This is a genomic window from Maribacter sp. TH_r10 (assembly GCF_033101095.1).
Lineage (GTDB): Bacteria > Bacteroidota > Bacteroidia > Flavobacteriales > Flavobacteriaceae > Maribacter_A > Maribacter_A luteus.
In genome coordinates, this window is record NZ_JAWMPY010000001.1 from 255,995 (window position 1) to 268,925 (window position 12,931).

A 12,931-nucleotide genomic window follows, 5' to 3' on the forward strand; every position below is an offset into this window, starting at 1 on the left:
TCTATTCTCTTAACATTTAGTTAATCTAGTAACCTTTAAATAACCCTAACATATTTAACATTTAACATAGGGCTAACCCGCCTTTTACATGCCCACAGTTTATTTGCAGCGGTATTTAATAACAGAGAAAATCAAACATGAGAAAAATTATTTTTAGTCTACTATTACTGACTAGCGTTTTTTTAAGCGCACAAGAAACAGGGAGTATTGCCGGTACACTTACCGACACTGAAATGAACAACGAGCCACTACCTTTCGCAAATGTGGTAATTAAAGGAACTACTAAAGGAACTACTTCCGATTTTGACGGACTTTATGAAATTGCAAATCTAGAACCGGGCACCTACACGGTAGTTTTTAGTTTCTTAGGTTATGAGACCGTAGAGATGCCGAACGTACAGGTTGAAGCCGGAAAAGTTTCTACCATAAATGTACCTATGGCAACCACAGGTGTGGCCTTGGAAGGCGTAACGGTAACAACGGTAGCAAGAAAGGATTCGGAGACGGCACTATTGATCGACCAAAAAAAGGCCATCGAAATCAAAGAAAGTATCGGAGCGGTTGAATTAGGAAAAATCGGGGTTTCCGATGTAGCAACGGCAACGACAAAAATCTCAGGGGTATCAAGTAGTGAGGCTTCAGGCGATGTATTTGTACGAGGCTTAGGTGACCGTTATTTATCTACAACCCTTAATGGCCTAACCGTGCCTTCCGATGACGTTGAGAAAAAGAACATCGACTTGTCTCTCTTCCCTACAAGGGTTATTCGCAATGTGAGTATCAGTAAGACCTATGCCGCACAGAATACAGCTGACCAATCCTCTGGAGCGATAAATATCAGTGGCAGGGAACTCGTCGGCACTTCGGAATTAGGGGCCAGTTATTCCGCAGGGATCAATACGAACGTGGCCAAAAGTGGGGTATATGATGATTTTAAGATCTCTCCCAACCAAAGCGATGTAACGTTCGGTTTTTACAACTCAAATAGAACAGTTCAAGAACAGATTACACAACAAGGATGGAACACCAGAAACCAGGAAAACCCTATCGATTATTCATTCTCGATCATAGCAGGAAAAAGAATAAAAGATAAACTAGCTATATTTTTTACGGCTTCACACTCAAAATCCTATGAATATCAAAAAGGACTTTTTAGACAATATAGGTCCAACTTCATAGATGATACCATTACCGATGCCACAACATATCGCAATAAAATCGTTAATACGGCGCTATTGGATATGACTTTTTTTGCCAATGATAAGAACAGGATCAAATCAAGTACTTTCTTTGTCAACAAAATAGATGAATCGGTTTTTGAAGGAGGCCGAAATGGGGAAGCCACAATTTTTGAAGAGACTAACCCTTCCGAAGGTCTTTTCCAATTCATTAGGGACCAAAATACCAAACAAACCCGTTTATTGGTTACCCAACTTTTGGGCACCCATGAAATTGGGGAGAAACATACCATCAAATGGGCAGGTGGGTATAACTTGCTAAATGCAGATGAGCCTAACAGGATAAGAAATGAAGTCAACTGGGACCCAAATGAGGTTGAGCCCGATTTTGATGTGCAACTGGGTAGAACAGGTGGTTTTCAACAAAGAAAATCGAGCCAGCTTATTGAGGATACCGAATTCAACGGATATTTAAAGGATGTTATAGATATAATCAAAGAAGAGGATAACGATAAATCCTTTAAAATAGAATTGGGCGTATCTTACCGGAACAAGGAAAGGGACTTTAGCTCAGAGTTTGTTGGCGTTGAAGAAACTTCTACCAATGCGATAAATCCTACATCTATAGATAAAATCGGCAATATTTTCCAACAATCCTATTTCGATGCCGGAATATTGGAATACAACTATCTAGGACTGAATGCCAACGACGAACGTAAGGATCTCTATACCGGCAAGTTAGAGTCCATGGCCGGATTTGTAGATTTTAACCTAAATCTTGATAAATGGAACTTTGATGCCGGACTCCGTTATCAAAAAGATGAGATTTTTGTCAATTGGGATATCGGAAACTTATTCCCTAGAGAAGGAGAAAGCACCCAAGACTATAACAATCTCTACCCTAGCTTGAATATCAAATATTCCCTTAATGAACTACACGCATTAAGACTAGCAGTAAGTAGGACCTTAACATTACCTGAATTTAAAGAAATATCCCCATTCGAATATGTTTCACCAACAGGGCAGATAACCCGTGGTAATAGCGATGTAACGGCTTCAAGAAATCTAAATTATGATCTTAAATGGGAATACTTCCCATCTACAACACAATTAGTTTCCGTAGCGGCCTTTTATAAAGATATCTCGGATCCTATTAACAAAGTAAGGGATAGAGGTTCTGCGGGCGTATTCTCGTACTTCAACTCTGCTGAAAAAGCCGAGGTGTTCGGTCTTGAGGCTGAAACTAAAATAGACCTGATCAAACCAACCATAAATGAAGAAGATGGCACCCAGAATGGCCATAAACTTAATATAGTGTTGAATGCGACCCGTATGTGGCATTCTCAGGATCTAAAGGAAATTTATAATGAAAATGGTGAATTAACAAGGACTTTTAGGTACAAAGGGATAGAAAAAACAGATTTACAAGGCGCTTCTGACTGGATTTTCAATACGAGCTTAAATTTCAACACCGTAGGCGAAAATCAGTTTTCCGCTTCACTTAATGCCAATTATGCTTCGGATAAAATCTATGCTTTGGGAGTTCCAACGGATCAAACCAATAGGGATATTTTTTATGATGATGCGATAATAGAAAAAGGATTTGTAGTGCTGAATGCGGTAGTAAGTAAAATAATCGCCAAAAAATGGAAAGTAACCTTAGTGGGTAAAAACCTCCTAAATCCTGAAATAAAACAAACACAGAGCATATTGACAAATGTGTCGGAAGTAGCTGCAGATTCTTCGGCGGAAAGAATCGAGGAAGACAAAACGGTTAGCTCATATACGACCGGTGCTGGATTAAGCCTAGGTCTCAGTTATAGATTTTAATGATTTTAACAACAATAAATATCTAATAAACCTTAAACTCAAGAGTATGAAAATCAAAGTTTTAAGAATAGCAATGGGCCTTATGGCCATTTCTTCCTTGTTGCTTACAAGTTGTAGTAGTGACGATGGTGGGCCCGATACGGATGAACCCACCTGTTCAGATGGTATAATGAATGGGGATGAAACCGGTATCGACTGTGGGGGATCTTGTTCTGAGTGTGAAGACACGAATCTTACAGGTTCATTATCCGAAGACAGAACTTTGGATGCTAGTAAAACTTATACCCTTACTACAACATTCAGTATTGAATCAGGTGCTACCTTAACCATCCCTGCCGGGACAAAAATAGTTGCCGATGTTGAAAGCGGTGATGAAACAAGTACGTATATCGTAGTTCAAAAAGGAGCTAAAATCGATATCCAAGGTACTTCTTCCAATCCAGTGGAAATGACCTCTGCGAATGAAGAACCAGGTGATTGGGGCGGTTTGGTCATTGCCGGTAACGCTACAACTACCGAAGGTACCGATGCTGTTGCTGAAGTCGGGTCAATCGTTTATGGTGGATCCGATGACACAGACGATTCAGGATCCATTAGTTATTTGATCATTAAATATGCAGGGGCACAAATCAATTCTGAGTCTCAGTATAATGGTCTTACCCTTTATGCCGTAGGTTCAGAAACAACCATTGATAACGTCGCCATAATCGATGGTAAGGATGATGGGGTTGAATTCTTCGGTGGAACCGTTTCCGCTTCCAATTTCTATTTGGAAAATAACGAAGACGATGCTGTTGACTGGACCGAAGGGTGGAGCGGTACGTTGACCAACACTTATGTCGTTCATACGATAGAGGGCTTCTCTACGGCTGTTGAAGCTGATGGTGAAAACGGAAATCCAACTTTGGCAAACTTTACTGCTATTTCAACAACAGGAGGTACTGCATTACAGTTCAAAAAGACCTCTGGTGCCACGATAACCGGACTTTCTTTAGCCGGTTATGATACTACCGTGGATATGAAAGATGACGGTCCTTTGACCAATGTACAGATCGATGGTGCAGATGCCGATCCTGAATTAAGTTATATCGCAACACCTTCTGTTGATATAGATTCCTTCTCATGGGTAAATTCTTCTACAACTGCAGAAAGTTCAGTATTAACAGGTACCTTGACCAGTGAACTTACATTGGACGCTGATATAAAATACTTCTTGGACAGTACTTTTAGTGTTGAGGAAGGTGGTAAATTGATTATTCCTGCAGGTACCGAAATAGTTGCCGATGTAGAGAGTGGAGATGAGACCAGTACCTATATCGTTGTTCAAAAAGGTGGGGAAATCGATGTTCAAGGTACGGCTGCCAATCCCGTAATAATGACTTCAGCGAATGAGACTGCCGGAGACTGGGGTGGATTGGTGATTGCAGGTAATGCAACGACTACCGAAGGTACCGATGCAACCGCTGAAGTAGGTCAGATATCCTATGGGGGATCTGATGATGCCGATAGTTCAGGTTCTATCAGCTATTTGATTATACGCTACGCTGGTGCACAGATAAATTCCGAATCACAGTACAACGGACTTTCCCTATATGCAGTTGGTTCGGGTACAACCATTGATAACGTTGCCATAATCGATGGTAAGGACGATGGTGTTGAATTCTTTGGTGGCACCGTTTCAGCCTCAAACTTCTACTTGGAAAATAACGAAGACGATGCTGTCGATTGGACCGAAGGATGGAGTGGTACGTTGACCAACACTTACGTCGTTCATACGATAGAGGGCTTCTCTACAGCTGTTGAAGCTGATGGCGTAAATGGTAACCCAACGTTGGCTAATTTCACTGCAGCTTCAACTACAGGTGGTATTGCCCTACAGTTCAAAAAGACTTCTGGTGCCACGATTACCGGACTTTCTTTAACCGGATATGATACTACCGTGGATATGAAAGATGCCGGTCCTTTGGCCAATGTACAGATTGATGGTGCAGATGCCGATCCTGAATTAAGTTATATCGCAACACCTACTGTTGATATTGCAGCCTTTGCCTGGGTAAATTCAGAAACTGAAATCGAAACAAGTGTATTGTCCGGAAGCCTAACCGCAGATTTAACGTTGGATGCCGATATTACCTACTACTTAGCCCAAACATTAAGCGTTGAATCAGGTGCTACATTGACGATTCCTGAAGGAACTTCCATAATAGCTGACGTGGAGAGTGGTGATGAAACAAGTACCTATATCGTTGTTCAAAAAGGTGCAATGATCGATATTCAGGGAACTGAAGCAAGCCCTGTTGTAATGACCTCTTCCAATGAGAGTGCTGGTGACTGGGGTGGTTTGGTAATCGCAGGCAATGCTTCTACTACCGAAGGTACCGATGCTACTGCAGAGGTCGGACAAATTTCTTATGGAGGATCTGACGATACCGATAGCTCTGGATCTATCAAATACTTGATTATTAAATACGCTGGTGCACAGATAAATTCTGAATCGCAGTACAACGGACTTTCCCTCTATGCAGTTGGTTCGGGTACAACCATTGATAACGTTGCCATAATCGATGGTAAGGACGATGGTGTTGAATTCTTCGGTGGAACCGTTTCCGCTTCCAATTTCTACTTGGAAAATAACGAAGACGATGCTGTCGATTGGACGGAAGGATGGAGTGGTACCTTGACCAACACTTACGTTGTTCACTCTATAGTAGGCTTCTCTACTGCCGTTGAAGCTGATGGTTTCAATGGAAATCCAACCTTGGCGAACTTCACAGCAGTATCCACAGAAGATGGTATTGCCTTACAGTTTAAAAAGACTTCAGGAGCCACCATTACTAATCTTTATCTTGATGGCTATGCCACTTTGGTCGACATGAAGGATTCCGGTCCTTTGGCCAATGTACAGATTGATGGTGCAGATGCAACTGTTGAAGGTCCTTATAACACAGGAACACCCGTAGATGTTACTCTGTTTGATTGGGCTACTGGAAACTAAGCCACAATTAAATACCACTGAAAGCCCTGACGATTTCGTCGGGGTTTTCTTTTGTTTACCGATTTCCAAGAATGGATCCTTAACCTTCCCGCCTCTATAAATAACCATTAGGTAACATTCAATTAACCTTGTCTCATTTTCTTTGCAGCGAATATTTGAATCATGAAGAAACTAACTTTCTTATTTGCATTTTTTCTTATAGTTGGTGTTTGTGCCCAAGAACAGGGGTCCATTACAGGTAAAATAATGGATTTGGAAATGGAAAACGAACCCATGCTATTGGCTAATGTGCAACTTAAAGGGTTCTCAAAGACTACACAAACCAATTTTCACGGTAATTTTGAGTTCAATAATATCCCCACAGGGGAACATACCTTAGTGGTAAGTTATGCCGGTTATGAAGAATTAGAGATTCCCGTATTGGTAGAAAAAGGCAAGATCAGTGATGTTAAAGGTGGTTTGTCCCAAAAAACAATATTCCTTAATGATGTAGCCATGAACAAAACGGATAAAATCGCATTTACCCGGAGTTCCGGATTAAAGTAAATTATAAAATCAAAAAAAAACATCCCGCCAAAAGCGGGATGTTTCTATTTAGGTTGGTTTGTTTAATGTTAATTCTTGGCAAGTCCTTCTTTTTTGACTCCATCCACACTTGCTATCGCATTGTTGCTATATCTCACCTCTTTCATATCATCACCTGACCAGAACGTCCATTTACCGACTTTACGACCATTAATATAATGACCTTCTGAAATTTTCTGCCCTTCTTCATTAAAGCTGATCCATTCGCCATGCAATTTTCCATCAAGGTTGAAAGTTCCCACTTGACTTACAATTCCGTTGTCATGAAAATAGGTAGCTTCAATCAATTCGGTTTCTTCATTTAAACCTATTTTATCCTCTTGTTGGGCATAGGTATATGTTGTTGCCAACAATACGGTTAGGAGTAATATAATATTTTTCATGACGTTCATTTTATTGTTACTTAGACAAATATACAAATTATTTACTTTTTATTAACGTTATCTTTACATTAAAACGTTTCCATTTTACATTTATTCTCCATGTACTTTTAAAAATATCCTGATTAATCCCGGCCTAAATAGGTGAAACACTTTAAATTAATCAAAATCCACTATTTATTTCAATTCCAAACTATTCTCCATTGCTTAACGTTTAGAATACATTATATTAACACCTCATAAATCGACCATATGTGAAACCATTAACCAAATGACAACCAAACCATTACCTTTTATTATCATTTTTTTATCCTTATCTTTTTCCTTTTCACAAGGTGTTGATTCGCCGAAATTTGGAAACGGTCTATTCAATCTAGTTGGCAAAGACAGTACTTGGAGCATGAAAATCGCTGCACGTATGCAGTTTCTCTCTACTAGTACATGGAGTGAAGATGCGAATGGAGGATGGGCAGATCCTTCCCATAACTTTTCGGTCCGAAGGGCGCGTCTTAAATTCGATGGGTTCGCTTATTCCCCAAAACTGAAATACAAGCTTGAATTAGGTCTATCCAATAGGGACCTTTCCGGGGCTTCAGATTTTACGGGTAATGCTCCAAGATATATTTTGGACGCAGTGGTAATGTGGAACTTCTATGAAAATTTTGAACTATGGGCAGGGCAGACAAAATTGCCCGGAAATATAGAGCGTGTCATATCCTCAGGAAATCTGCAGCAAGTAGGCCGTTCTTTATTGAATAGAAGATTTACATTGGACCGTGACCAAGGAATTCAATTACGACATCACTTTTTCATTGGAGACAACTTTTTAGTACGTGAAAAATTCGCAATTTCCCAGGGGGAAGGAAGAAATATCACCAGTGGTAATCTAGGGGGCCATCAATACACAGCTCGTTTGGAATTATTACCTTTCGGGAAGTTTACAAACAAGGGTGAATATAGCGGTAGTGACCTAAAACGTGAAACTAAACCTAAATTGATGTTGGCTATAAACTATGATATCAATCAAAATGCCGTGAAAACAAGAAGTAACCAAGGCTCCTACATGATCAACGATCTAGGCTACTATGAAACCAATATAAATACGTTCTTTTTTGATGGTATGTTCAAATACAACGGTTTCTCGTTCATGTGGGAATATGCCAATAGGGATGCCGATGACCCTATCGCCAAGAATTCCGATGGTACTGAAACAGGTGATGTAGTTTGGATAGGCAACGGTCTAAATCTACAATCCGGTTATCTTTTGGCCAAAGATTGGGAAATTTCAGGACGTTATACCAACATAGACCTTGATGATATCACAGGAAGAAATAAAGAAACCCAATACACCTTGGGCCTATCAAAATTCATCGTTGGACATAAACTAAAGGTGCAAACTGACTTTAGCTATCTTTCAGTTGATGGTGGTACCGACGAGTTAATGTACAGATTGCAATTTGACGTTCATTTTTAATAATAAGTAAATTAACGAACTATTTTTATCAAAGTGGTTTAACCAAACCGTTCAGTAAAAGGATCATATGTAATCCTATTGATGAAATAGATTAAAAAAACTATAATGATCAATTTCCCTTGGGAAATGAGGTATTTATTTAACTTTTTGTTAACCTTTTGGTAACTTTACACGGTAAGGCAAAAGCTATGTTTACGCCCTTACTTTCAACGATTCTATTATGGATAATATTTATTTTTTAATGATTATTGCTCTGGCTATTTTGGCCATAGCAGATCTTGTCGTAGGCGTAAGTAATGACGCCGTTAACTTCTTGAATTCCGCTCTTGGTTCAAAGGCTATTTCCTTTAGAACCATAATGATCGTTGCCAGTTTAGGAATAGCCTGTGGTGCCGTATTCTCCAGTGGCCTGATGGAAGTCGCGAGAAAAGGCATCTTTGTACCAGAACAATTTATGTTCAGTGAAATCATGATCATCTTCATGGCCGTAATGATTACCGATATTCTTTTGCTCGACTTTTTCAACACCTTAGGTATGCCTACTTCAACCACGGTTTCCATCGTTTTTGAATTATTAGGTGCTGCCGTAGCCATGGCTTTGATAAAAATAGGTATTGCCGGTGGTTCGTTTTCTGAAGTTGTTGATTACATCAATACTTCCAAAGCCACTGAAATAATCTTGGGCATTTTATTATCCGTTGTCGTGGCATTCTCGGTCGGGGCATTGGTACAATATGTTTCCCGCCTTCTACTATCATTCAACTTTGAGAAAAAATCTAAATGGGCAGGAGCAGTATTCGGTGGTTTTGCCTTGGCCGCCATAACCTATTTTATCTTTATCAAGGGATTGAAGGGAACCGATTATTACGTAATCATTAAACCCATGATCGAAGGTAAAACAGCCTTGATCATTGCCGTAAGTTTTATAATTTGGACACTGTTATCCTACGTTGTCGTTTCCATTTTCAAAAAGAACATTTACAAACTTATCATTGGAGTCGGCACCTTTGCCTTGGCATTGGCTTTCGCAGGAAACGATCTTGTGAATTTTATCGGTGTACCCATTGCTGCATATCAATCATATGAAGCTTGGAGTGTCTCCGGAGTACCAGCAACCGAGTTTGCCATGGGCGTTTTGGGGAATAAAGTACCGACCCCGACCAGTTTTCTCCTTATAGCCGGATTGATCATGGTATTGACGCTATGGTTCTCAAGCAAAGCTAAAAAAGTGGTAAAGACCTCTATTGACCTCTCGAGCCAATCCGATACAAAAGAACGTTTCGACCCCAACTATTTATCCAGGAATCTTGTGCGCATGACAATGATGATCGCCAAGTATACGGCCACGGTAATTCCAAACTCCATTCAAGAAAAAATTGATAACCGATTTACAAAACCCGTAATTAAGCTTCCAAAAGGTGAGGAACATGAGCTACCAGCATTTGATTTGGTGCGTGCGGCAGTGAACCTAATGGTTGCCAGTGTACTTATTTCTATTGCAACCTCAATGAAGCTACCCTTATCAACAACATATGTGACCTTCATGGTCGCTATGGGTACTTCTTTAGCCGATAGGGCTTGGGGGAGCGAAAGTGCCGTTTATAGGGTAGCAGGAGTTTTAAATGTGATCGGAGGTTGGTTCTTTACGGCATTTTGTGCTTTTGTCGCTGCCGGTACCGTTGCCTATTTAATACATTTAGGTGGTAGTGCTATGATCGCGGTCTTATTGTTCTTGGCAATTTTATTGTTGGTCAGAAATTATATCAGCCATAACAAAAAGAGCCGGGAAGTAAAGGCAGAGGATAGTCTGAACAAAGCTGAAAGTCAATCGATTCATGGTGTTATTGAAGAAAGTGCCGACAATATTTCAAAAGCATTGAAACGGGTGAGTAAAATAAACCAAATCACCATTCACGGGCTCATTGATCAAGATTTGGATGCTCTTAAAAAAGCAAAAAAGACGGTTGTTAAATTGGAACATGAAATAGATGAACTTCAGAATGATATCTTTTATTTTATCAAGGAACTTGACGACTCTTATTTGGGAGCCAGTAAATTTTATATCGATGTTATCGGAAGTATTCAAGATGTCGCCCAATCATCAAGTCTCATTGCGAATATCAGTCACAAACATGTCAATAACAACCATAAAGCCCTAAAGAAAAAACAAGGGGAGGAACTATTGTTCATCAGCGATAAACTGGCGAACCTTTGTAATGAAATCAGAAAAATATTCGATGCACGTTCCTTTAACGAAATAGTACCGTCAATAATTGAAGAAAAACAAGATTTGTTGACTTATGTTCAAGAGTCTATTCAAAAACAGGTAGAGCGTACCAGATATGAGGAATCAAGTCCTAAGAATACCACACTTTATTTCAAGATCCTACTGGAAACCAAAGACCTGATCAAAGCGAACATGAATATTCTTAACCTCTATTTCGAAGAGAATAAAAATATTTCCGTAAGAAAAGAAATTACGGATTGAACATAACGGATAAGATACCGTTCATCGGTATCTTATTATTTGTTCTCATTTGCCAATAAAGTATCTGTTTCCCCATATAACAACTCAGCTACTTCAATTAGCTTTTTTACGATGTCATTAACATGGTCATTGTCATTTACCAATGAGGATGCCATGTCAACGGTAATAAGATCATTCCTTATAAGCTTATTTATAGATTTTGTGCTCTGGTGCTTTCCTTTTCTGGCTTGATCCTTAAGCACCAATAATTGGGCATAATGGGCTTCTCGATCAATCTTGGTCCTAAATAGATAGATAACCCGCAATACCTTGACTATTTTTTTCCTGAATTTATCGTACTCTTTACTTATGTACTTATTGTCCGAATTTAAATAGTTGGAGACGTTTCTTCCCAGTTCTCGTACATCTCCGATGATCTCAACCATTTTTCGACTGGCAATTCTTATCTCTGACAATCTGGTATTCTGTGCCTTGGTCATATTCAAGGTACTCTGGGCCGTTGTCGCATATCGTATGATTTCCCCGTATATGTGCTTCACCTTATTGTAATACAACTCCCTTACATTGGTTTTAAAATCCTCTTTGGAACTCTTTACAAGCTCCTTTACCCCTACATTGGATATTATATCTTCCCGATGAATATTTAGCCCATGGGCAACTATTTCATAAATCGCATTTTCGTAAAGGTACTTGGCCTCTTTCATCATCGCCAATAACACTCCAGATGGAAACTGTAAAATAGCCTCATTCAGGAATTTCGGTTCATCAATATCCTTATCCACTTTTTCTTTGAAGAATTTCAATAAAAACCGCTCTAACTTCTTAATAAAGGGTATCATGATCAAAACACCCAAAACATTGAAAATAGTATGGAAAAGTGCCAGTTTTAAGGTGAAATCAGTTGCTGATATCCCTAATGCACCTGATAATACATTAACCAAATTTGCAAGCGGATAAATAAACACCAAGGCCACCAAACCAGTAATAACATTGAAAATAAGATGTGCCCCTGCCAATCGTTTTCCCGCAATGTTTGAACCCAATGACCCCAAAACCGCAGTAATAGTCGTACCTACATTTGCACCAATAGCCAAGGCCAATGCGTTTTCATACTCAATCTGACCGGCAGCCAACGCAGTAAGAATCAAGGCCAAGGTAGCACTGCTTGATTGAAGGATGGTAGTGACCAGTATTCCTAATACCGTATAGACAGCAACTCCCCAAAACCCAGAGATGGCAAATTGTGATAAATCGATATAGTTCTTGAAAACATCGAAACCTTCTTTCATATAATGAATGCCGAGAAAGAAAAATCCCAATCCGGCTAAGACATTTCCCAAACCTTTTATCGAAGCCTTCTTTTGTAAGGAAAAAACAACGCCAAATACCAGCATTGGCATTGCCAGTTCCGAAATTTGGAATTTCAATCCGAATACAGCCACTAACCAAGCCGTTGCCGTTGTTCCTATATTGGCACCGAATATCAACCCTAAACCACCCGAAAGGTTGATTAGACCCGCACTAATAAAAGAAATCGTAATTACAGAAACCAATGAACTTGATTGGATGAAAGCCGTAACTATTGCCCCGACCCCAATGCTTTTGTACAACTTATGCGTGGCCTTCTTCAAGAGATTCTGCAATGGTCCTTTTGTAAAAACCCTGAAACCCTCTTCTAACATGATCATACCGAACAATAAGATCGCTATACCAGAGCCTATCACCTTAAAGTTGGAATTCACAAATAACATCACTGCCAATATTCCCAAAAAAAGAAAAAAGAAAAATCTTTTGAACATATTTATCCGCTATTTCATATTGCAGTTTAACCCAACTAAATTAAAGCCTAATGTAAATATAATGTAAATTTCGCGCCTTTATCGAAGGCTCCAAACTCTATTGATATGCGATGAAAAACACAGGAATGTTGTATTTAAACAACATTATGAACACAACAACTTCCCTTCCCATAATAAAAATGGCAATTCCCTAAAAAAAATT

General features: G+C 39.4%; 7 protein-coding genes. 5 read left to right on the top strand and 2 right to left on the bottom strand.

Annotated elements, in window-relative coordinates; translation table 11 throughout:
* Positions 1-137: 137 nt before the first annotated feature.
* The 3 genes from R3X28_RS01060 to R3X28_RS01070 all read left to right on the top strand — a co-directional run bounded on the left by R3X28_RS01060 (position 138) and on the right by R3X28_RS01070 (position 6,549).
* On the top strand, positions 138-3,008 hold the full coding sequence (locus R3X28_RS01060; RefSeq protein WP_317661768.1) for a TonB-dependent receptor: 2,871 nt from the start codon (positions 138-140) through the stop codon (positions 3,006-3,008).
* Between the two features lie 46 nt (positions 3,009-3,054).
* On the top strand, positions 3,055-6,003 hold the full coding sequence (locus R3X28_RS01065) for a hypothetical protein (protein ID WP_317661770.1): 2,949 nt from the start codon (positions 3,055-3,057) through the stop codon (positions 6,001-6,003).
* Between the two features lie 162 nt (positions 6,004-6,165).
* Positions 6,166-6,549, top strand: a complete 384-nt coding sequence (locus tag R3X28_RS01070; RefSeq protein WP_317661772.1) for a carboxypeptidase-like regulatory domain-containing protein — start codon at positions 6,166-6,168, stop codon at positions 6,547-6,549.
* Between the two features lie 68 nt (positions 6,550-6,617).
* On the opposite strand, the gene R3X28_RS01075 is transcribed toward R3X28_RS01070, so the two are convergent.
* A complete protein-coding gene (locus R3X28_RS01075; RefSeq protein ID WP_317661774.1) occupies positions 6,618-6,971 on the bottom strand; it encodes a nicotinic acid mononucleotide adenyltransferase in 354 nt (117 codons plus the stop codon).
* A 268-nt stretch (positions 6,972-7,239) separates the two neighbouring features.
* Here R3X28_RS01075 and R3X28_RS01080 point away from each other — a divergent pair, with 268 nt between their 5' ends.
* Both R3X28_RS01080 and R3X28_RS01085 read left to right on the top strand, forming a co-directional pair.
* Positions 7,240-8,442: a porin gene (locus R3X28_RS01080; RefSeq protein WP_317661776.1), complete on the top strand. Its 1,203-nt coding sequence runs from the start codon at positions 7,240-7,242 to the stop codon at positions 8,440-8,442.
* A 220-nt stretch (positions 8,443-8,662) separates the two neighbouring features.
* Entirely contained in the window at positions 8,663-10,930 is a 2,268-nt protein-coding gene (locus R3X28_RS01085) for an inorganic phosphate transporter (protein ID WP_154365733.1), read from the top strand.
* Between the two features lie 35 nt (positions 10,931-10,965).
* Here R3X28_RS01085 and R3X28_RS01090 read toward each other — a convergent pair whose 3' ends face one another.
* Positions 10,966-12,729: a Na/Pi cotransporter family protein gene (locus R3X28_RS01090; protein ID WP_154365735.1), complete on the bottom strand. Its 1,764-nt coding sequence runs from the start codon at positions 12,727-12,729 to the stop codon at positions 10,966-10,968.
* Positions 12,730-12,931 lie beyond the last annotated feature (202 nt).

Coding starts and splice junctions, on each gene's coding strand:
- R3X28_RS01060 (WP_317661768.1), top strand. CDS start 138: ATGAGAAAAATTATTTTTAGTCTACTATTACTGACTAGCGTTTTTTTA.
- R3X28_RS01065 (WP_317661770.1), top strand. CDS start 3,055: ATGAAAATCAAAGTTTTAAGAATAGCAATGGGCCTTATGGCCATTTCT.
- R3X28_RS01070 (WP_317661772.1), top strand. CDS start 6,166: ATGAAGAAACTAACTTTCTTATTTGCATTTTTTCTTATAGTTGGTGTT.
- R3X28_RS01075 (WP_317661774.1), bottom strand. CDS start 6,971: ATGAAAAATATTATATTACTCCTAACCGTATTGTTGGCAACAACATAT.
- R3X28_RS01080 (WP_317661776.1), top strand. CDS start 7,240: ATGACAACCAAACCATTACCTTTTATTATCATTTTTTTATCCTTATCT.
- R3X28_RS01085 (WP_154365733.1), top strand. CDS start 8,663: ATGGATAATATTTATTTTTTAATGATTATTGCTCTGGCTATTTTGGCC.
- R3X28_RS01090 (WP_154365735.1), bottom strand. CDS start 12,729: ATGTTCAAAAGATTTTTCTTTTTTCTTTTTTTGGGAATATTGGCAGTG.